General features: G+C 68.7%; 19 protein-coding genes. 9 read left to right on the top strand and 10 right to left on the bottom strand.

Annotation, left to right across the window (positions count from 1 at the left end; all coding sequences use genetic code 11):
• Positions 1–168: 168 nt before the first annotated feature.
• From ACIHCL_RS26495 to ACIHCL_RS26480, 4 genes are all read right to left on the bottom strand, one after another.
• A complete protein-coding gene (locus ACIHCL_RS26495; RefSeq protein WP_399865502.1) occupies positions 169–1,017 on the bottom strand; it encodes a hypothetical protein in 849 nt (282 codons plus the stop codon).
• Positions 1,017–1,868 (bottom strand): aldo/keto reductase, encoded by an 852-nt coding sequence (locus ACIHCL_RS26490; RefSeq protein WP_399865500.1) that lies wholly within the window; start codon positions 1,866–1,868, stop codon positions 1,017–1,019. Before ACIHCL_RS26490 ends, ACIHCL_RS26495 begins: the two co-directional genes overlap by 1 nt.
• The gene (locus ACIHCL_RS26485; protein ID WP_399865499.1) at positions 1,802–3,013 is read right to left on the bottom strand and encodes a JmjC domain-containing protein; all 1,212 of its coding nucleotides are present in this window, start codon (positions 3,011–3,013) and stop codon (positions 1,802–1,804) included. The genes ACIHCL_RS26490 and ACIHCL_RS26485 overlap by 67 nt, the downstream gene beginning before the upstream one ends.
• A 100-nt stretch (positions 3,014–3,113) precedes the next feature.
• Positions 3,114–3,278 (bottom strand): hypothetical protein, encoded by a 165-nt coding sequence (locus ACIHCL_RS26480; RefSeq protein WP_158716942.1) that lies wholly within the window; start codon positions 3,276–3,278, stop codon positions 3,114–3,116.
• A 458-nt stretch (positions 3,279–3,736) separates the two neighbouring features.
• On the opposite strand from ACIHCL_RS26480, the gene ACIHCL_RS26475 reads away from it, so the two are divergent.
• The 6 genes from ACIHCL_RS26475 (at position 3,737) to pstB (ending at position 10,682) form a co-directional block, all read left to right on the top strand.
• Positions 3,737–5,137, top strand: a complete 1,401-nt coding sequence (locus tag ACIHCL_RS26475; RefSeq protein ID WP_399865498.1) for a helix-turn-helix domain-containing protein — start codon at positions 3,737–3,739, stop codon at positions 5,135–5,137.
• The gene (locus tag ACIHCL_RS26470) at positions 5,134–6,018 is read left to right on the top strand and encodes a phosphotransferase (RefSeq protein ID WP_399865497.1); all 885 of its coding nucleotides are present in this window, start codon (positions 5,134–5,136) and stop codon (positions 6,016–6,018) included. Before ACIHCL_RS26475 ends, ACIHCL_RS26470 begins: the two co-directional genes overlap by 4 nt.
• 385 nt (positions 6,019–6,403) lie before the next feature.
• Positions 6,404–7,543: a phosphate ABC transporter substrate-binding protein PstS gene (gene pstS / locus ACIHCL_RS26465; RefSeq protein ID WP_399865494.1), complete on the top strand. Its 1,140-nt coding sequence runs from the start codon at positions 6,404–6,406 to the stop codon at positions 7,541–7,543.
• A 228-nt stretch (positions 7,544–7,771) separates the two neighbouring features.
• On the top strand, positions 7,772–8,764 hold the full coding sequence (pstC, locus tag ACIHCL_RS26460) for a phosphate ABC transporter permease subunit PstC (protein ID WP_399865493.1): 993 nt from the start codon (positions 7,772–7,774) through the stop codon (positions 8,762–8,764).
• Positions 8,761–9,843, top strand: a complete 1,083-nt coding sequence (gene pstA / locus ACIHCL_RS26455) for a phosphate ABC transporter permease PstA (protein WP_399865491.1) — start codon at positions 8,761–8,763, stop codon at positions 9,841–9,843. The genes pstC and pstA overlap by 4 nt, the downstream gene beginning before the upstream one ends.
• Positions 9,844–9,905: 62 nt before the next feature.
• Positions 9,906–10,682, top strand: a complete 777-nt coding sequence (gene pstB, locus ACIHCL_RS26450) for a phosphate ABC transporter ATP-binding protein PstB (protein WP_399865490.1) — start codon at positions 9,906–9,908, stop codon at positions 10,680–10,682.
• Positions 10,683–10,857: 175 nt separating this feature from the next.
• Here pstB and ACIHCL_RS26445 read toward each other — a convergent pair whose 3' ends face one another.
• The gene (locus ACIHCL_RS26445) at positions 10,858–11,856 is read right to left on the bottom strand and encodes an anion permease (protein ID WP_399865488.1); all 999 of its coding nucleotides are present in this window, start codon (positions 11,854–11,856) and stop codon (positions 10,858–10,860) included.
• Positions 11,857–11,861: 5 nt separating this feature from the next.
• Entirely contained in the window at positions 11,862–12,482 is a 621-nt protein-coding gene (locus ACIHCL_RS26440) for a DUF47 domain-containing protein (protein WP_399865487.1), read from the bottom strand.
• Positions 12,483–12,683: 201 nt separating this feature from the next.
• Between ACIHCL_RS26440 and ACIHCL_RS26435 the strand changes: the two genes are divergently transcribed.
• The gene (locus ACIHCL_RS26435) at positions 12,684–13,109 is read left to right on the top strand and encodes a metal-sensitive transcriptional regulator (RefSeq protein WP_399865485.1); all 426 of its coding nucleotides are present in this window, start codon (positions 12,684–12,686) and stop codon (positions 13,107–13,109) included.
• 107 nt (positions 13,110–13,216) lie between these two features.
• Here the strand turns inward: ACIHCL_RS26435 and ACIHCL_RS26430 are convergent, their stop codons facing one another.
• Positions 13,217–13,411, bottom strand: a complete 195-nt coding sequence (locus tag ACIHCL_RS26430) for a hypothetical protein (protein ID WP_399865711.1) — start codon at positions 13,409–13,411, stop codon at positions 13,217–13,219.
• Positions 13,412–13,611: 200 nt separating this feature from the next.
• Positions 13,612–14,520, bottom strand: coding sequence for a hypothetical protein (locus tag ACIHCL_RS26425; RefSeq protein WP_399865483.1), 909 nt, complete (start codon positions 14,518–14,520; stop codon positions 13,612–13,614).
• Positions 14,521–14,653: 133 nt separating this feature from the next.
• Here ACIHCL_RS26425 and ACIHCL_RS26420 point away from each other — a divergent pair, with 133 nt between their 5' ends.
• On the top strand, positions 14,654–14,842 hold the full coding sequence (locus ACIHCL_RS26420; RefSeq protein ID WP_399865482.1) for a hypothetical protein: 189 nt from the start codon (positions 14,654–14,656) through the stop codon (positions 14,840–14,842).
• Positions 14,843–14,911: 69 nt separating this feature from the next.
• Positions 14,912–16,573, top strand: coding sequence for an FAD-binding oxidoreductase (locus tag ACIHCL_RS26415; RefSeq protein WP_399865481.1), 1,662 nt, complete (start codon positions 14,912–14,914; stop codon positions 16,571–16,573).
• Between the two features lie 296 nt (positions 16,574–16,869).
• Here the strand turns inward: ACIHCL_RS26415 and ACIHCL_RS26410 are convergent, their stop codons facing one another.
• The gene (locus ACIHCL_RS26410) at positions 16,870–17,601 is read right to left on the bottom strand and encodes a phosphatase PAP2 family protein (RefSeq protein ID WP_399865479.1); all 732 of its coding nucleotides are present in this window, start codon (positions 17,599–17,601) and stop codon (positions 16,870–16,872) included.
• 346 nt (positions 17,602–17,947) lie between these two features.
• Entirely contained in the window at positions 17,948–18,955 is a 1,008-nt protein-coding gene (locus tag ACIHCL_RS26405) for an NlpC/P60 family protein (protein ID WP_399865709.1), read from the bottom strand.
• Positions 18,956–19,171 lie beyond the last annotated feature (216 nt).

Genomic DNA, 19,171 nt, shown 5'->3' with positions numbered 1-19,171 from the left:
CGCCGCCGGGATGGACCCACCAAGGTCAGCCTGGATGACTGGATCGCCACCGGGCTGAAGAACACGCCGGAGCCAAGTCCGGCGCAGCATGGAATCACTCGCGCATGAAGCTCTGCCCGCCCACGACGGGGGGCGCAGGCGGGCAGAGCGGTCTACGCGGGCAAGCATTCAGACGATCTGGAGATCGCCGACCACCTGCTTCGCCATGGCAAGGGCGGGAACGAGCCTCGGGTCTTCGGGGTTCGCGTCAGGGCTGAGGATCTTCGCGCAGACGAAGAGGGTCATCAGCTTGCCGTCTCGGCTGGCGAAATCGCTGCTCCGCTCGTGAAGAACCCGTTCTGCCAAGGCCGGGACAGCAAGAGAGTTCCCCCACAACGACGCCGCATCCAACCCCCTCGCGGCCATGCCCCAGTCCTCCCAATCGAACAAGGAGAACTCGGGCTTGGTCATGTTGGCCCAGTTCAGATCCGCGTGGGCCGGCTGCCAGTGCTCAATGGCGGTGTCGGCCACGTCAGGGAACGCTCTACGGATCTTCTCGGTGACCAGGCCCTGAGAAAAGGTCTCGGTGTCCGGGGTCGCGATTCTCCGGGTGTGCTGAGCGGCCAGCGCGTCGAGCGAGCTGTTCAGAGCGGTCCACCACGCATCCGGGAGCTGGGGATCCTCAGCCAGCACACTGGTGCCGATCGGATCTCCCAGTAGGAGATCAGTCTCGTCGGCCCTCCACATCACCTCGGCGTCCCGTTCCCTCCAGGCCACGCTTGTCCGCCAAGTAGGTCGCTCGACTCCGGTCAGCAGCGCGGCGCACTCGGTGCCGTTCCACCCTTGTTCACTGACTCTGTCCACGCCGCGTCGTTCGATCCGCACCCACGTATTGCGATCTGTCTTCGCTCCGACTGAGCGACGTTTGCGGACCACGCTGCCGCTGTCGAAACGGGTCTGCAAGGAGCGTGCGACTCGGTCGAGAATGTCGTCGACGGGCTGCACCCGTAGATCGACTGCCGGGGTGGTGGAGGTCATCAGGTCACTCCTTGGGCGCGGAGGAGCCCGCGATAGCTAAGGATCGTCTCGGTATCGACCTCGTAGCGTAGAGCTTGTATCAGTTCGTGCAGATGGGCTGGATTGTCCGAACCTACAGCTACCAAGCTGACCTGCGGCAGTTGGTAGGCGGCTCGGAACGCCGCCTGAACCCGCGAAAGGCCACCGGGCGGGTCCTTGAGGAAGAGCCGAGGATCGAACCGGCTCCAGACCTCGTCCGCGGCGTCTCCGCAGAAGGGGCTCATCCCCCATACGCCCTGGGAGCTCAGGCCCCACCGGGCGGCAAGCTCTTCGCCGGCATCCAAGACGCCGATCGTGACCAGCAGCCCGGCGCGGACCATGAGGACAGCGGGCGTTGGTGTCGTTCTTCGAACGAGGTTCAGTAGGGGGCGAGGATCCCAGGACGCGACACCCCAAGACCCGCACAGGCCGTCCTTCGTCGCCGCTTCCAGAGCGGCACAAGCCTCGGTCAAAATCTGTCCAGCACGTCTCGGATTGCCTCGGAGCGAGTGCTCAGGGTTGTGCAGGAATACGAGATCGGGCACATGACCAAGGTCGCGATTCGTCTGCTCGACGGCGCTCCGCAATCGTCCGGGTTCAAGGGAGTGCTCCGTCCCACCGGCCGAGGGGAAATAGCCGACCTTGGTGGAGACATGAAACTTCGGCAGTACGTCACCGGCCACCTTCGCCAAGGCCTCGTGCGCACGAAATCCCAGGTAGTTGAAGCTCGTATCGATCGCCCGAATCCCGAGATCGAGTGCGCCCGTCAGGGTGTCGCGCTCGTAACGAGACCGGTGTAGCCCGAGTACAATTCCGGCGTGAGGCTCGCGCACAGTTCTTCCTCCGTCAGAATCTTCGCAACCTGCTCGGCCTCGGCGCCGACGGCCTGAACCGCCTCGGCCAGGTGTACCGGGCGACCGCTCAGGAGCAGCCGCAGGGCGGGCAGAGCCTTGCTGGCGAAGATGAGCTTCTTTCCAGTGGCCTGCACGGTGACGGTTTCCCCGCTCTCCTCGATGCGAGGGGGGAACTCGGCTATGCAAGCCACGGCCTCCAAGGGGCCGAAGATGTCCAGGTGAGGCACATGCCGCGGTGCGACGGTCTCCTGCTCACGGCGGGCGAGGAACTCGGCCGGGCTGCGCGACGCGATGAGACGGCTGACGGCTTCGACCAGCCCCTTCTCCTGTGCCTCCTGCGACTCCGGGCTGCCCCATCGGTCGAGATCACGGCGGAAGAGTTCAGTCTCGCGGGACCAGTCGGCCATCCAGGACAGCCAGCTCACTGCGGTGCGCTTGGCGAATCCAAGCGTCATGTGCATGCTCTGTCCGTCTCCTCGGCCGACACGCGTCGCCTTGTGCCAGTAGCCACGCGGGATGTGCATCACGTCGCCGGCCCTCATCGTGCCGGCCCAAACGATTTCCTCGCTGGGAGTGTTGTTCCGTTCGGCGTCGCGGAACATCGGCACGGGGCGTGAAGTGCCGCGTACCTCCCATTGCTTCTCGCCGTCCAGTTGGACGATCAGCACGTCGTGGTCGTCCCAGTGGAGATCGAATCCAGCGGCGTCGTTAGTGGTCAGGTAGACGTTCACCTGTACGTGTTCTCGCGACCACCATTGCATCGCCCGGCAGGCGACTTCCATGGTGGGGTCGAACACGTTCGCCTGGTCCAGGATCATCGTCACGCCGTCTTGCAGGAGGCTCCGCAGTCGCCGCATGTCTGCCATGGGGATGGTCTGGCCCCGGAGCGTCACCTGTGGATTGAGGTAAGCGTTCGGGTGCAGCTCCTCCCCGCCTCGGAAGCAGCGGAACTGGGGATTGGCCAGGCTTCGGCGCATGACCATGTCCAGCAGTCGGGGTGGAGTCAGTAGGCGCCCAAGCAGTTCGGTGTCGCCGATGCTGCCCCGGGCGAACTGCGCGCCGAGGGGGCCAGGGCCGTCCCACCCCAGGGCTTCCTCCACAGCTTGAACGAGACGGTGCTCCATGAGCTGTTCCCTCCTTCGATTCGGATGCGCCGTACCCAGCGGAGGGACCGCGTGAGCCGATGTACTGCGGTCCCTCCGCCCAGTCAGGATTGGCTGACTGTCATGCGGGGTGGTTCAGGCCGTCGCCCCCAGGCCAGGGGCCGTCGCCCGACGAGCCCTGGCCTGGGTCGGAGGCGTTGGCGTCGTGCCGATCGTGGACACTGGCCAGCACTTCCACGGCCATCAGGAGACCGCCCTCAGTCGGGGGCGGCGCGTTCTCGGGCACGATGTGCTCCTTCCTCTTCGGGGCCTCCTTGTTTGGGAGGCCGTCGAGTTGGTCTTGCTCAGCCGCGTCACGACGTGCAGCTGTCGTGCGGTATGCCTTCCGGCGTGATTCCGGAGACCGCCCCGTGGCCGTGGAGAACCTCGTCACGGGGCGGGGTTCAATGGGTGGAGCGGTGATCTGCCGGCCCTCAGCCCGTCCAGGCGCGTCTCGAAATGCACACGCATCCTGCGGGCCGAAGCACGCGAGACGGCCTCCGTGCCGGTGGCGCCTGGGACGAGAGTCTCGGCCGTCAAAGATCCGTTTCCGTCCGAACCCGCGCCAGGGGTTCGCTCTGGGGTGTGTACTGGGTACGACGAGCACACAGACCATTTGCACCCACGGGGACGAGAACGTGCAGAGGCTGATGCCGACACTCGCTGTCGGGGCCCAGTTGTCGGCATCAGCGGCCGGGGAGACGGATGCCGCAGAGACCGAAGAAGCTCGATCCAACTGCCTCGCCGAAGTGGAAGTTCGGTGCGGTGCTGCGTCATTGGCGGAAGGAAGTCAACAACCTGTCTTGCGCCGAGCTGGGCAAGCTGGTGCACGTCAGCGACGACACGATCCGATCCATCGAAGTCGGCATCCGCAAGTGCCCCGAGAAGCTGGCCCCGAAGCTGGATGAAGCCCTCGGTACTGACGGGGTCTTCGAGCATTGGTGGCCAGAGGTCTTCGGTGATGCCGACAATAAGCGGCGTGATGCCGACAAACATCCGAAGCGTTCACCTGACGGCGGTGTTTCCCCCGGTCGGAGTCGCATGCTGGATCTGCATGCTTCAACCTCCGCACCAGCAGGGAGCGCCGAGTCCGTGCACCGTCGCAACTTCCTAGCCGCCGCCAGTGTCGCCACCGCCTTCCTGCCCGGAATCCCGAGCCTGACTCTCACAGAAGCCACACCGCTACCAACCAGGGTCAAGCCTCGCGACATTGAGCAGATCTGGGAGGCCGCGACCGTGATCTCGGGCTGGGACAACTCCTACGGCGGCGGCGGGATGGTACGAGAGGCTGCCACCGCACAACTCCGCTGGGTCGCAGGGCTACTTCACCTCAACGGCACCAACGAGCCACTCCGATCAGAGCTGTTCGCCGCCGTCTCCCGGCTCGGGCTTGTCGTCGGAGCGAGTGACTTTGATTCCTGCCACCATGACGACGCCCAAGCGGCGTTCGTCTTCGCAGCCCGCTGCGCGGAGGAGGCCAAGGAGTGGCACCTCCGGGCCAAGACCTACTCGCTCCTGGCCCGCCAACAGATCTGGCTCGGCAATCCGGACGAGGGGCTGACATATGCGGAGCTCGGACTCGCTCGCTCCGATCGGCTGACGGCAACAGAGCAGGCCATGCTCCAGACGGCCAGAGCTCGTGCCTTCGCGAAGCTCGGCCAGGTGCAACAGACGCTCTCGGCGGTCAGCGCCGCAGATGACGCCTTTGCGAAGTCCAATCCTTCTGAAGATCCGTCCTGGATGCGCTACTACGACGTTGCGCAGCACAATGGAGACACGGGCCACGCTCTGTACGACCTTGCTCTCGCGGGACATGATCCTGCTCGCGCAAGTGACAGGTTCCTCACCGCGGTGCAGGAACACACCGATGCCTATGTGCGGTCCCGGGCCATGTCTCGTACGAAGCTCGCGTCACTGTTGATGGCGAGGGGAGACCCGCGACAGGCCGTCGTCATCGGGCATGACGCACTCGACGAAGTCGGAAGGCTCCGCTCTCGGCGGGCGGCCGATGATCTCCGGGAACTGGGCGCGGCGGCCGCTGAGCACTCCAGGATTGGAGACGTAGCCGATCTCCGCGAACGGATCGCCGCTACGGTGCAGGCATGACGACCCCTGCTGCCACCGCGGCGAGTCCAGCGCTGTCCGCCGCTTGCGCTGCGCTCGGCTTGACCGCCGAGGACGCAGTCGCAATCCGCCTGGCGGAGAACGAGATATGGCGTCTCCCTGGTGGAGCGGTCGCTCGTATCGCGAGGGCCGGCCAATGGGAAGCCACGGTGCGTGAAGTTCGGATTGCCCGCTGGCTCACTCAGCATGGGGTTCCGGCAGTGCGTCTCTTGGAGACCGACCAGCCGGTATTGGCACACGACCGCCCTGTGAGTTACTGGGAGGAGCTGCCGGCACACGAGCACGGAACTCTTATGGACCTCGTGCAGCTACTGCTCCAGCTGCACAGCACCCTGATGCCGGACTTCCTCCTCGGTAGGCTCCAGCCCTTCGTCAGAGTCCGCGAACGCATCGATGCGGCGACGTCACTGTCGAAGGACGATCGTCATTGGCTGCGCGACCTCACGAACGACCTCGAGCAGCGGTGGAAGCACCTACCACCAGGACTCGCTGAGTGCGTGATCCACGGAGATGCATGGGTCGGTAACGTTGCGAAGACCGCCGGAGGACCCGTCTTTCTCGACCTCGAACGCTTCGCGGTAGGACCACCTGAATGGGACCTCGTCTCTACGGCAGTCAAGATGACCACCACTGGCGCTGTCTCTCGGGAGGAGTACGCGGAGTTCTGCGATGCCTATGGCGCGGACGTCACCGAGTGGGCCGGTTACGAGACGCTGCGGGCCACTCGCGAACTGCGGATGACTACGTACGCGGCCCAGCACGCGGCCACCCGGCCTGAGTGGCAGCCACAAGCACAGCACCGGGTCGACTGCCTCAGAGGCCGTAATGGACCACGCCCTTGGAAGTGGATGGGGATTCTCTGATGTCTGACCAAGCCCGGCCCGGGATCTCGGCTGCCTTCGTCGTTCACCTGACAGCATCGTTCACCTGACAGCTTCGAGCAGCAGATCCGGCCTCCACCACCACGCGGGAGCGGCGCCACGGAACACCCGGCCCTCCGCATGGCGGGCGACCGCCCTCTTCGGCCATCCGAGGGCCGCCGTATGCCTGCTCGTGCACAGCCGGTGGCCAAAACCGCACTGTTCGACACGGTTCACCTTCCGTTCACTCGCCCCCATGGACCGCTTCACCTGTCCTGCCTAACTTCGACGGTGCACGGTGCGCGGCGAAAAGCCGCGACACCCACCACATCGCGCGCCGTCGTAGAACAAAAAGGCATCGGCGGCTCCTGGAAGGAACACCCGAAAAGTGAAGCTTCAGCGCAAGAACCGGCTTCGTGCCGCCGCGCTCGGTGCCCTCGCCGTCTCCGGCGCCCTGGTCCTCACGGCGTGCGGTTCGGACGACAACAGCGACGGCGCCACCAGTGGCAACGGCGGCGGCAAGACGAGCGCCGCGTCGGACATCAAGTGCGACGACGCCAAGGGCCAGCTGCTCGCCTCCGGCTCCAGCGCGCAGAAGAACGCCATGGACCTGTGGGCCAAGAACTACATGGCCGGCTGCTCGGGCGTCGAGATCAACTACAAGTCGTCCTCCTCCGGCGAAGGCATCATCGCCTTCAACCAGGGGACGGTCGGCTTCGCCGGCTCCGACTCGGCGCTGAAGCCCGAAGAGGTCGCCGAGTCGAAGAAGATCTGCAAGGGCGGCCAGGGCATCAACCTGCCCATGGTCGGCGGCCCGGTCGCCATCGGCTTCCACCTGGAGGGCGTCGACAGCCTGACGCTGGACGCCCCCACCCTCGCCAAGATCTTCGACACGAAGATCAAGAAGTGGAACGACCCGGCGATCGCCAAGCTCAACAGCGGCGTCGACCTCCCGGACAAGGCGATCCAGCCCTTCCACCGCTCCGAGGACTCCGGCACCACGCAGAACCTCGGCAAGTACCTGGGCGCCGCCGCGCCGAGCGACTGGAAGTACGAGGCCGAGAAGAAGTGGCCGGCCCCCGGTGGCCAGGCCGCCTCCGGCTCCTCCGGTGTCGCCTCCCAGGTGAAGGCCGTCGACGGCTCGATCGGCTACTTCGAGCTCAGCTACGCCACCGCGCAGTCGATCCCCACCGTGGACATCGCCACCGGCGCCTCCGCCCCGGTCAAGGCCACCTCGGAGAACGCCTCCAAGGCCATCGCCGCCGCCAAGATCAAGGGCACCGGCAAGGACCTGGCGCTCGACCTCGACTACGCGACCAAGGCCGACGGCGCCTACCCGATCGTCCTGGTCACCTACGAGGTCGTCTGCGACACGGGCAACAAGTCCGAGACCCTGCCGACGGTCAAGTCCTTCCTGAACTACACCGCCGGTGACGAGGGCCAGAAGCTCCTCTCCGACGCCGGCTACGCGCCGATCCCGGCCGAGATCAACGCCAAGGTCCGCGAGACCATCGCCTCCCTCTCGTAACCGGGGCGCGGGCCGGACACCACGGCCCGCCACCGCGGTGCTCGCAGGGCCCGGGGCACACCGCCGGGGCCCGTGAGCACCGCGGACCACACCAAAAACAAAAGAAGCAACACCAGCTACACCCGGCGGGCCGGTCCGGTGCACCCCTCCGGACCGGCCCGCCACCGACCATCCGGTGCACCGCCGCCAGGGGAGCCACACCGCTCCCCCACACAGACCGGAAAGACCATGGCTTCCACCACACCGATAGACACGCCGCCGGCACCACCGGCGGCAACCGGCCGCGCCCCCAGCACCGGGCGCGCGGGCGACAAGATCTTCCTGGGGCTCTCCCGGGGCTCGGGCATCCTGCTGCTCGTGATCATGGCGTCGATCGCCGTGTTCCTCACCTACCGCGCCACGCTGGCCATCTCCAAGAACGAGGGCAACTTCTTCACCGCCTTCGACTGGAACCCGGCCGGTGACCCGCCGGTCTTCGGCATCGCGGTCCTCCTCTTCGGCACGATCGTCAGCTCGGTCATCGCGATGGCCATCGCCGTCCCGGTCGCCGTCGGCATCGCCCTGTTCATCTCGCACTACGCGCCGCGCAAGCTGGCCGCACCCCTCGCCTACGTCATCGACCTGCTCGCCGCCGTGCCGAGCATCGTGTACGGCATCTGGGGCGCCCTCACCCTCGTCCCGTACCTGGAGGGCCTCAACCTCTGGCTCGACGAGTTCTTCGGCTGGACGTACGTCTTCGACAAGACCGAGGTCGGCGTCGCCCGCTCGCTCTTCACCGTCGGCATCCTGCTCGCGATCATGATCCTGCCGATCGTGACCAGCGTCAGCCGCGAAGTCTTCCTCCAGGTCCCGAGGATGAACGAAGAGGCCGCCCTCGCCCTCGGCGCCACCCGCTGGGAGGTCGTCCGCCTCTCGGTGCTCCCCTTCGGCCGCTCCGGCGTGATCTCCGCGTCGATGCTGGGCCTGGGCCGAGCGCTCGGCGAGACGATGGCCGTCGCCACGGTCCTGTCGCCGAGCTTCATCATCTCCGGACATCTGCTCAATCCGGGCGGCGGAACGTTCGCCCAGAACATCGCCGCGAAGTTCGACGAGGCCGACCAGTTCGGACGGGACGCCCTGATCGCCTCCGGCCTCGTCCTCTTCATCCTCACCCTGCTGGTCAACGGCGCGGCCCGGCTCATCATCGCCCGCCGCAAGGAGTACTCGGGGGCCAACGCATGAGCCAGGCAGCCAACACCGGCATCCACGAGATCCCCGCCCGGACAGCGGCCACCGCTCCCCGGACCGGCCTCGGCACACGCTCCCTGCCCCGCTGGGCGCCCTTCGGCTTCGCGGCCGTGGCGCTCGTGCTGGGCGTCGGCACCGGCATCGCCGCGGGCTGGGAGAGTCGCATCCAGTGGGGGCTGTTCTCCGCCCTCCTCTTCGTCGTCGTCTCGTACGTCACGACCTCGATCGTGGAGAACCAGCGCCAGGCCAAGGACCAGCTCGCCACCGGTGTCGTGTGGGTGTGCTTCCTGCTGGCCGTCGTACCGCTGGCCTCCTTGCTGTGGACGACGGTCAGCCGGGGCGCCGAACGCCTCGACGGGTACTTCCTGACCCACTCGATGGCCGGAGTGCTCGGCTCCGAGGCGACCGGCGGCGTCTACCACGCACTGATCGGCACGCTGGAGCAGGTCGGACTCGCCACCCTCATCGCCGCCCCCATCGGCATGCTGACCGCCGTCTACCTGGTCGAGTACGGCAAGGGCGTGCCGGCCCGGGCCGTCACCTTCTTCGTCGACGTCATGACGGGCATCCCGTCCATCGTGGCCGGTCTCTTCATCCTCTCGATCATGCTGATGACGAAGACCGACCCGTCCGGTCTGATGGGCGCGCTTGCGCTCACGATCCTGATGATCCCGGTCGTGGTCCGCTCCACCGAGGAGATGCTCAAGCTCGTCCCGAACGAGCTGCGCGAGGCGTCGCTCGCCCTCGGCGTCCCGAAGTGGCGCACCATCCTGAAGGTGGTCCTCCCGACCGCGCTCGGCGGCATCACCACCGGTGTGATGCTGGCGATCGCCCGCATCGCCGGCGAGACCGCACCGATCATGCTGCTGGTCTTCGGCAGCCAGCTGATCAACACGAACCCCTTCTCGGGCGCCCAGTCCTCGCTCCCCTTCTACATCTGGGAGCAGTACAAGGTCGGCACCGAGCAGTCGTACGACCGTGCCTGGGCCGCGGCCCTCGTGCTGATCGCCTTCGTCATGATCCTCAACCTCGTGGCCCGCGGCATCGCCCGCTGGAAGGCCCCGAAGCACTGAACGTGCGGCCCCGCCACGTGACCGGCCGCCGCCGCGGCCGACAGAAAGAAGCAGTGATTCAGATGGCCAAGCGCATCGACGTCAGCGGCCTGTCCGCCTACTACGGCTCCCACCTCGCCATCGAGGACATCTCGATGACCGTGGAGCCCCGCTCCGTGACCGCCTTCATCGGCCCGTCCGGCTGCGGGAAGTCCACCTTCCTGCGCACCCTCAACCGCATGCACGAGGTCACCCCCGGCGGCCGTGTCGAGGGCAAGGTGCTCCTGGACGACGAGAACCTGTACGAGCCGAACGTCGACCCGGTGACCGTGCGCCGCACGGTCGGCATGGTCTTCCAGCGCCCCAACCCGTTCCCGACCATGTCGATCTTCGACAACGTCGCTGCGGGCCTCAAGCTGAACGGCTCCTACAAGAAGAGCGAGCTTCCCGACGTCGTCGAGAAGTCGCTTCGCGGCGCCAACCTCTGGAACGAGGTCAAGGACCGGCTGAACAAGCCCGGCTCCGGCCTCTCCGGCGGTCAGCAGCAGCGCCTGTGCATCGCCCGCGCGATCGCGGTCGAGCCGGCGGTGCTGCTGATGGACGAGCCGTGCTCCGCCCTCGACCCGATCTCCACCCTCGCCGTCGAGGACCTGATCGGCGAGCTGAAGGAACGCTTCACGATCGTCATCGTGACGCACAACATGCAGCAGGCGGCCCGTGTCTCGGACCGCACGGCCTTCTTCAACCTCGCGGCGGTCGGCAAGCCCGGCAAGCTGATCGAGATCGACGACACGGAGCGCATCTTCTCCAACCCGTCCGTCCAGGCCACCGAGGACTACATCTCGGGCCGGTTCGGATGAGCAGGGCCGGTTCCCCCGGCCCCCAGGGATGGCCTTTGGGTGCTGCATGGCGGTGCCACCCGTAAGGCAAAAGGGTCCGCCCCGCTCCCCTCGCGGGAAGCGGGGCGGACCCGACTTCGTACCGTCCCCGTCGGCGGCTTCCACGGCCGCGCACCTACCGAGGAGTGGCGGCCCATCAGCCGAAGAGCAGCAGGACGACGCCGTAACTGGCCGCGGCGACCAGCGCCGCGGCGGGCATGGTGATGAACCAGCCGAGGATGATGTTCTTGGCCACCCCCCAGCGCACCGCGTTCACCCGCTTCGTCGCCCCCACGCCCATGATCGCGGAGGTGATCACGTGCGTGGTGGAGATCGGCGCGTGGAACAGGAACGCCGAACCGAACATGATCGACGCGCCGGTCGTCTCCGCCGCGAACCCCTGCGGCGGGTCCAGCTCGATGATCTTGCGGCCGAGGGTGCGCATGATGCGCCAGCCGCCCGCGTACGTGCCCAGGGACAGCATCAGCGCGCAGACCACCTTCACCCAGACCGGGATCGGGTCCTCCGGTCTCTCGATGTCCGCGATGACCAGGGCCATCACCACGACGCCCATGGTCTTCTGCGCGTCCTGGAGACCGTGGCCGAGCGCCATGCCCGCCGCCGAGACCGTCTGGGCTATCCGGAAGCCGCGCTTGGCCCGGTGCGGATTGGTCTTCCGGAAGATCCACATGATCACGACCATCACCAGGTAGCCGACGACCAGGCCGATGACCGGTGAGAGGAACATCGGGATGACGATCTTGTCGAGCACCCCGTCCCAGTGCACCATCGTCCCGCCGGCGATCGCCGCGCCGACCATGCCGCCGAACAGCGCGTGCGAGGACGAGGACGGCAGCCCGAAATACCAGGTGACAAGGTTCCATATGACGGCACCGACGAGGGCGGCGAAGAGGATTCCCATCCCCTTGTCCCCCTGGGGCGTCGCGATCAGGCCTTCGCTGACCGTCTTGGCGACACCGCTGCCGAGGAATGCGCCCGCGAGATTCATCACCGCGGCCATCGCCAGCGCGGCACGCGGAGTGAGCGCCCGGGTGGAGACGGAGGTGGCGATGGCGTTCGCCGAGTCGTGGAAGCCGTTCGTATACGTAAAGCCGAGCGCGACCCCGATGGTCACGACCAACGCAAAGGTGTCCACGTGATTCAGGACTCCTTGACCGCGATGGTCTCCACCGTATTGGCGACGTGCTCGAAAGCGTCGGCCGCCTCCTCCAGCACGTCCACGATCTGCTTGAGCTTCAGCACCTCGATGGCGTCGTACTTGCCGTTGAAGAGGTGGGCGAGCAGTTTGCGGTGGATCTGGTCGGCCTGGTTCTCCAGGCGGTTGACCTCGATCCAGTACTCGGTGAGGTTGTCCATGGTCCGCAGTCCGGGCATCGCCTCGGCGGTCAGCTCGGCCGCCCGGGCCAGCACCTCGATCTGCTGCGCGACACCCTTGGGGAGTTCCTCGATCTGGTACAGCACGACCAGGTCGACGGCCTCCTCCATGAAGTCCATGATGTCGTCGAGCGACGAAGCGAGGTTGTAAATGTCCTCACGGTCGAACGGCGTGATGAAAGAGGAGTTCAGCTGATGGAAGATCGCATGCGTGGCGTCATCTCCCGCGTGCTCCGCCGCCCGCATGCGCTCAGCGATCTCGCCTCGGGACGCGGAATCCGCCCCGAGCAGTTCCATCAGGAGTTTCGAGCCCGTGACGATGTTGTCCGCGGAAGCGGAGAACATGTCGTAGAAGCTCGTCTCCCTGGGGGTCAGACGAAAACGCACGTGGGGTCCTCGGGGTGCTTTGGATTCGGTCAGGCTGATGCTAGGCGCATCATCCGGCCACGGCTAACCGGCGTTCTTCAGTGTCGCCCATGGGCCGTGCAGATCGGCACGGGCCCCCGGTCACGTTTCGGAAGAATTCGTTAGGATATACCCACCAGGGGTATATGGACGGCAGTAGTGAAGGGAAAACGGGAGGCAGCCATGACCACAACCGGGACCACCGCGACCACCACGGAAGCCGGTGCCGCGGGCACCGACACCACCGCGGGTACGACGACCGCCCCCGCCCCCGGTCCCGGCACCGCCGGGACGGCGGAACCGGTCGTCACCGACCACGACCGGGGCATACACGGCTACCACCACCAGAAGGCCGAGCACCTCAAGCGGCTGCGCCGGATCGAGGGCCAGATCCGCGGCCTGCAGCGCATGGTCGACGAGGACGTCTACTGCATCGACATACTCACCCAGGTCTCGGCGTCCACGAAGGCGCTCCAGTCCTTTGCGCTCCAGCTGCTGGAGGAGCACCTGCGGCACTGCGTGGCCGACGCCGCGCTCAAGGGCGGCGACGAGGTGGACGCCAAGGTCGAGGAGGCCACGAAGGCCATCGCCCGGCTGCTGCGCACCTGACGCGCGGTGCCCGGCCGGGCACCGGTCCCGCCGGGTGGCCGCCGTTCACACCCGGCCGGGCGGTCGCCGACCGCCCCCAGGGGCCGGACACACGCCGTGACCATGGTTCACGCAGAGCGGTCACCGCACCGGGGGGCGGCGGCCCGCTCGGCGACCACCCCCACGTTCAGCACCTCGTCGATCCGGGCGGGGCTGAGCCGTTCCCCGATCGCGGCCGACGCCGCGATCATCAACTCGCCGCAGAGCTCGATCTCGGCGAGAGCCACATGGTCGGATTCGGTCCGTGTGCCGAGCGTCACCACGTCACTCACCTCTCATTGCCGTCGCCGGCTTCCCAGCGTAGGCAGGAGGGCACGCGCCGCGCATGGCACGGACGGACCATTTCCGCCCCGCCGGACTGCCTATGTCCGGCCCTGTCCCGCCCCGCCCGTTTCCGCATTCCCACTGCCCCGTCCGTCCCCCTCACGGACCCCTGCGGCCTGCCGGACCCGTCCGCCGCCGTCTACCGCTGCTCGATCTTCCCGGTGTAGATGTCGCGGTCGTCCGGCAGCCGCACGGAGACGGGCACCCCGAATTCGGACAGCGACGTCGTCGACGTCACCTCCACCGCCGGCCCCTCGCCGGCGAAGCTGAACCGGTGGCGCACCTCGCGCAGCCGCCCCTGCTCGTCCAGATACACGTCGAACGGCACCGCGCGGGTGCGAAATCCTTTCGCCGCCGCGGCCAGCGCCCCCCGCGATCCCGGCGACGCCTCACGGGCCGCCCGTCCGATGTCCGAGACCCCTCGGTAGTGGCGCACCCTCACCCCGCCGAGCACGGTCCTCTCCACGTACGTCACCTGCCGCGCCCCGCGCAGCAGTTCCACCGCGACCATCGGGTCGGTCGCCCCACCGGTGACCAGATTCCCGTCCGCCAGCGTCGTCGTGTCGATCCTGACCCACTTGTCGGCGGGCACCCCGGCGCCTCGGTTCATCATGTAGAGCGCGCCCGGCACGAGCAGTTCGGTGATGGGGCGGTGCTCGTCCGCACCCGCGGCGTCCTCGGGCAGCACGACCCTGAGCCTGCCGGTGCGACGGTGGAAGTCGTACGTCCCGTCGCCCCTGATCGTCACCCGCGTCCCGCCCGCCGCGGTCTCCATCGCCGTACGCACCCGGGCGCTGCCGGCCTCGGCCCCCGTACGGGACGCCGCCCCGGCCAGCGTCCCCGTTCCCGTGCCGGACACGGTCCCGTCGAGCGCCTCGGCCGCGCGGCGGACCATGTCGAGCGAGTCGGCCCCGCCCCGTTCCTCGGCCACGGCGCTGTCGCCGCCCCGGCCGCCCCCGCATCCGGCGGTCGCCGCCATCACGCCCACCGCGGCGAGGGCGCAGACAGCGCGCGCCCCGCGTCCGGATCTGTGCCGCTGCACCACCATCGCCTGCCAACCCCCAACGACTTACCGCTTGCCGGAGCCCCCCATCCGTTCCGGATAACGACAGCCCGTGTCCCCCGTCACGCCGTCCCCGAACGCCGCACCGCCGAGTGGCGGTGCCCAGTACCGTGGACGGGTGTACGCCCAACACACCGCCGAGATCCTTCCGGCCACCCCCACCTCCGCGTCCTCCGGACACGAACCCACGACCGTGGAACGCGGCTCGTTCTGCCTCGCCCGCTGCGCCTGCGGCTGGTCGGGCCCGGCCCGGCGCTCCCGCGACCGGGCCCGGAGCGACGCCGCGGGACACCGCGCGTCTCCCTAGACCCCACGCCCCACATCCCGGCCTCTCCCCCCACCGACCGGCCCGTGCGCGCCATGTCCCGGAGGTCCGATGAACCCGCCCCACCAGCCACCCGTACTCCACCCGCGCATCGAGCCCGGCCGACGGGCCGCGCCCGACCGGCGCACGGTGCTCGCCGCTGGCGCCGTCGCGGCGTTCACGGCCGCCACCGCGACCGCGTGTGACGCCCCTTCCGGCATCGGCGACGACCCGGCCGGGTCCGGCGGCGCGTCGGCCACGTCGGGCACCCCGGGCGGGCCCTCCCCCACCCCGTCGAAGTCCTCCGCCACGGGTCCGGCCGACTGGTCCGCCCTCGCGAAGAGCCTCGACGGCAGGCTCGTACGCCCCCGGGACGGGGACTATCCGACCGCCCGTCAGCTCTACAACACCCGGTTCGACGGCCTGAAACCCGCCGCCGTCGCCTACGTGGGGCACGAGGCCGACGTCCGCGCATGCCTGGGCTTCGCCCGTCGCACCGGCACCCCCGTCGCCATCCGCGGCGGCGGCCACTCCTACGCCGGCTGGTCCAGCGGCGACGGACGCCTCGTCATCGACGTCTCGTCGCTCTCGCGCGTCGACAGCGGCGGCACGATCGGCGCGGGTGCCAGACTCGTCGAGGTCTACCAGGGGCTCGCCCGCCACGGCCTGACGATCCCCGGCGGCTCCTGCCCCACGGTCGGCATCGGCGGCCTCGCCCTCGGCGGCGGCCATGGCGTCGTCTCCCGCGCGTACGGCCTGACCTGCGACAGCCTCACCTCGGTCACCCTCGTCACGGCCGACGGCAGGACCATCACCGCGGACGACCGCCACCACCCGGACCTGTTCTGGGCGCTGCGCGGCGCGGGCAACGGCAATTTCGGCGTGGTCACCGAGCTGACGTTCCGCACCCGTCCGACCCCGCGAACCGTCACCGCCTATCTCTCCTGGCCCTGGTCCCGGGCCCGTGCCGCCGTCACGGCGTGGCAGGAGTGGGGGCCTTCGCAGCCGGACGAGATCTGGTCCTCGCTGCACCTCGCCGCCGGTCCGGGCGGTGTGCCCCCCACCGTCACGGTGGCCGCGTTCAGCCTCGGCACGTACGACGAGCTGCAGAACGCCGTCGACCGCCTCGCCGGCCGGATCGGCGCCCCGGCGTCCTCCGTGTCGCTGCGCCGCCGCAGCTACCAGGACGCGATGCTCGGGTACGCGGGCTGCGCGGGCCTCAGCGACGCCCAGTGCCATCTGCCGGGTACCACGCCCGGCCGCACCGAACAGGGCGCGCTCCGGCGGGAGACGTACGCCGCCGCGTCCGACTTCTACGACCGTCCGCTGTCCCCCGCGGGCATCGGCGCCCTGGCCGACCGGGCCGAGGCGTTCACCCGGATCCCGGTGACGGGGAGCGGGGTTTCCGGCACGATCACGCTGACCGCGCTCGGCGGCGCGATCAACCGGGTCGCCCCGGAAGCGACGGCGTTCGTCCACCGGCGTTCACGCGTACTCGCCCAGTACATCGCCGCCTGGACCCCGGGGACGGCGGGCAGTACACAGCAGGACTGGCTGAAAAACACCCACGCGGCGATGCGCCGGTACGCGTCCGGGGCGGCCTACCAGAACTACTCGGACCCGTCGCTGAGCGACTGGCGCCGGGCCTACTACGGCACGGCCGCCGACCGGTTGGCGGACCTGAAGCGGCGGTACGACCCGGAGCGCCTGTTCACCTACCCGCAGGCGCTCTGACCGGGCGGAACTCCGGACCGGCGGAACGTCGGGCCGCTGCGGGCCCGTTGACCCCTCGGGCTCCCCCTGCGCTCCGCTGCTCCCCCGCCTCCGGTCCGGGCAGGCCCGTCCACGGCCCACGAGCGGCCCGACGGCCCGCCACCTCGCCTTCGGCGAGCGGCCGGCGGGCCGTTTCCCGGCCCTCTCCCGCACGCCGCTCTCTCCCGCACGCCGGTTTCTCCGCGGCCGGCTTCTCCGCACGCCGGGGCACCGCCGTGCGGCGGTCTTCCCCGGCGCGGTCCCCGCCCGCGGTCTCCCTATGCGGCCAGGCCCTTCTCGCCGTCTCCGCAGACCGCCCCCGGGCACGGCTCGGGAATCCCGATCGTCCCCGGTCGGCCGGTGCTCCCCGCACCTGTCGGTACCCGGCGCGACCGTACGAGGCCGCCGAGGCGGTCCGAGCGGGAGACCGCCCCCGCCAACGGGGTCAGCAGCATCATCGCGAGCGGAGAGAGCAGCAGGGCGACCGCGGTGCCCAGCGCCAGTCCGCCGATGACGTCGGTCGGGTAGTGGACCCCCATGTAGACACGGCAGAAGCCCTCCAGCAGGGCCAGGGCGATCGCGGCGACACCGAACTTCCGGTTGACCACGAAGAGTCCGACCGCCAGGGCCATCGCCATCGTGGCGTGATCGCTCACGAAGGAGAAGTCGTTCTTCCCCTCCACGAGCACCTCCAGTCCCGTGTGCTCCCGGAACGGACGCTGCCGTTCCACGAATCCCCGGATCGGGATGTTGACGAGCAGGGCGATCCCGGCGGCGAGCGGCGCCCAGACGATCCCGGCGACCGCCGACACCGCGTCCTCGGCCGTGCCGCGCCGGCGCACGCTCCACCAGCACCACAGGACCACCAGGACCATGCCGAGCATGATCCCGTACTCACCCACGAACTCCATGATCCGGTCGAACCAGGCAGGGGCGGCCTTCGCCAGCCCGTTGATCTCGTAGAGCAGGCGGACGTCGGGGTTCGACCCATCCAGTGCGAGTCCAGCCATCTGCCGCGGCCCCTTGTCTTCTCAGCTGGCGCGGGCACACCCGTGCACCGCTCTGGCGAACCCCCGTGTCGGTTCGATCACCGCGTGGCTGTGCCGGCCTGTGAGGCCGCGTCCGCGCGGACCCGGTCGTGAGGACCTGTCCGGTCGGTTTCGCGCGGTCGGCGCGTCATCGACCGCGACCCGCCCGGTCCACCCGGGCCGTCCAGTCCACCCGGGGAACGGCGCGGCCCGCGCGCGCGTTCCGGTCTCCACCGAATGATCACTATGACGTTATCGAAGAGTGACTCATCGTCGCAGCTCAGGGCCTAGGCCTTACAGAGAGTTCCGGCCACCGCCGTGTGCCGCGTCAGACCTCCGGTCGGTCGCCCGGAAGGTCGGTCGGGAGGGCCGCCGCCCCGTCCTTCGTCACGCGGGTCGCGCCGAAGTAATCGGGGGTGTCGATCTTGTCGAACCGGATCACCGCCCCGGTGTACGGCGCGTTGATCATGTACCCCCCTCCCACGTACAGCCCCACGTGCCGGATGGCCCGCGAGTTGGTCAGGTCGTCCGAGAAGAACACCAGGTCACCGGGGAGCAGTTCGTCGCGCGAGGGGTGCGGTCCGGCGTTGTACTGGTCGTTCGCCACCCGGGGCAGCTCGATCCCCGCCGTGCGGTACGCGGCCTGGGTCAGCCCCGAGCAGTCGAACCGTCCGCCCTGCTCCGGCGTACCGTTCCCGCCCCACAGATAGGGCGTGCCGAGCTTGTTCTGGGCGAAGTGGATCGCGCCGGCCGCCTGTTCCGAGGGCCGCACCCGACCCACCGGCCGGGCGAAGCTCTTCTCCAGCGACCGGATGATGGTGACGTAGTTCTTCGTCTCCGCGATGTTCGGGACCCCACCGGAGCGGATCACCCGGTATGCGCCGGCGTTGTACGCGGCGAGCATGTTGTCCGTCTGGTCGCCCGGCACCTTCTTCACATACCCGGCCAGTTCGCAGTCGTACGAGGCAGCGGACGGAATCGCGTCCTCCGGATTCCATACGTCGCGTTTGCCGTCGCCATTGCCATCGATCCCGTGCGCGGCCCAGGTGCCCGGGATGAACTGCGCGATCCCCTGGGCGGCGGCGGGGCTCTGGGCCCGGGGGTTCCATCCGCTCTCCTGGTAGAGCTGGGCGGCCAGGAGCGCCGGGTTGATGGCGGGGCAGAGGTTGCCCCACTTCTGCACCAGAGCCTGGTACTTCGCGGGCACCGCGCCCTTCGCCAGCCCGACCGCCCCGCTCCTGCCCGAACTCGCGAGCCCGGCCGCGGCGGAATATGTGCCGACGACGAGCAGCGCCACAAAGCACATGGCCATGCCGACGCCGACGCCACCGATCACCCAGTATTTTCGCACCCTTCAACCATCCCCCATCGGGGCGGTTTTCATGGCCGGTTTCGCGGGTGTGTACGAATCAACCGGATCACCGGGGTCGTTCACGAGCCGTTCCCCCACACCGGGTGACGAAGGGGGCGCACCGGCCGGCCAGTGGGGCGCACTGACCGGCCGACGGGGCGCACGGCATGCCGATCCGGGATCGGCATGCGCTGATCCGGT

The organism is Streptomyces sp. NPDC052042, from assembly GCF_044548345.1.
Lineage (GTDB): Bacteria > Actinomycetota > Actinomycetes > Streptomycetales > Streptomycetaceae > Streptomyces.
This window is presented reverse-complemented; position numbering and strand designations above follow the sequence as displayed.

Excerpts from the sequence above, each read along its gene's own strand:
- ACIHCL_RS26470 (WP_399865497.1), top strand. The coding sequence starts at position 5,134 with ATGACGACCCCTGCTGCCACCGCGGCGAGTCCAGCGCTGTCCGCCGCT.
- pstB (WP_399865490.1), top strand. The coding sequence starts at position 9,906 with ATGGCCAAGCGCATCGACGTCAGCGGCCTGTCCGCCTACTACGGCTCC.
- ACIHCL_RS26425 (WP_399865483.1), bottom strand. The coding sequence starts at position 14,520 with ATGGTGGTGCAGCGGCACAGATCCGGACGCGGGGCGCGCGCTGTCTGC.
- ACIHCL_RS26495 (WP_399865502.1), bottom strand. The coding sequence starts at position 1,017 with ATGACCTCCACCACCCCGGCAGTCGATCTACGGGTGCAGCCCGTCGAC.
- ACIHCL_RS26410 (WP_399865479.1), bottom strand. The coding sequence starts at position 17,601 with ATGGCTGGACTCGCACTGGATGGGTCGAACCCCGACGTCCGCCTGCTC.
- pstC (WP_399865493.1), top strand. The coding sequence starts at position 7,772 with ATGGCTTCCACCACACCGATAGACACGCCGCCGGCACCACCGGCGGCA.
- ACIHCL_RS26435 (WP_399865485.1), top strand. The coding sequence starts at position 12,684 with ATGACCACAACCGGGACCACCGCGACCACCACGGAAGCCGGTGCCGCG.
- pstA (WP_399865491.1), top strand. The coding sequence starts at position 8,761 with ATGAGCCAGGCAGCCAACACCGGCATCCACGAGATCCCCGCCCGGACA.
- ACIHCL_RS26415 (WP_399865481.1), top strand. The coding sequence starts at position 14,912 with ATGAACCCGCCCCACCAGCCACCCGTACTCCACCCGCGCATCGAGCCC.
- ACIHCL_RS26475 (WP_399865498.1), top strand. The coding sequence starts at position 3,737 with ATGCCGCAGAGACCGAAGAAGCTCGATCCAACTGCCTCGCCGAAGTGG.
- ACIHCL_RS26485 (WP_399865499.1), bottom strand. The coding sequence starts at position 3,013 with ATGGAGCACCGTCTCGTTCAAGCTGTGGAGGAAGCCCTGGGGTGGGAC.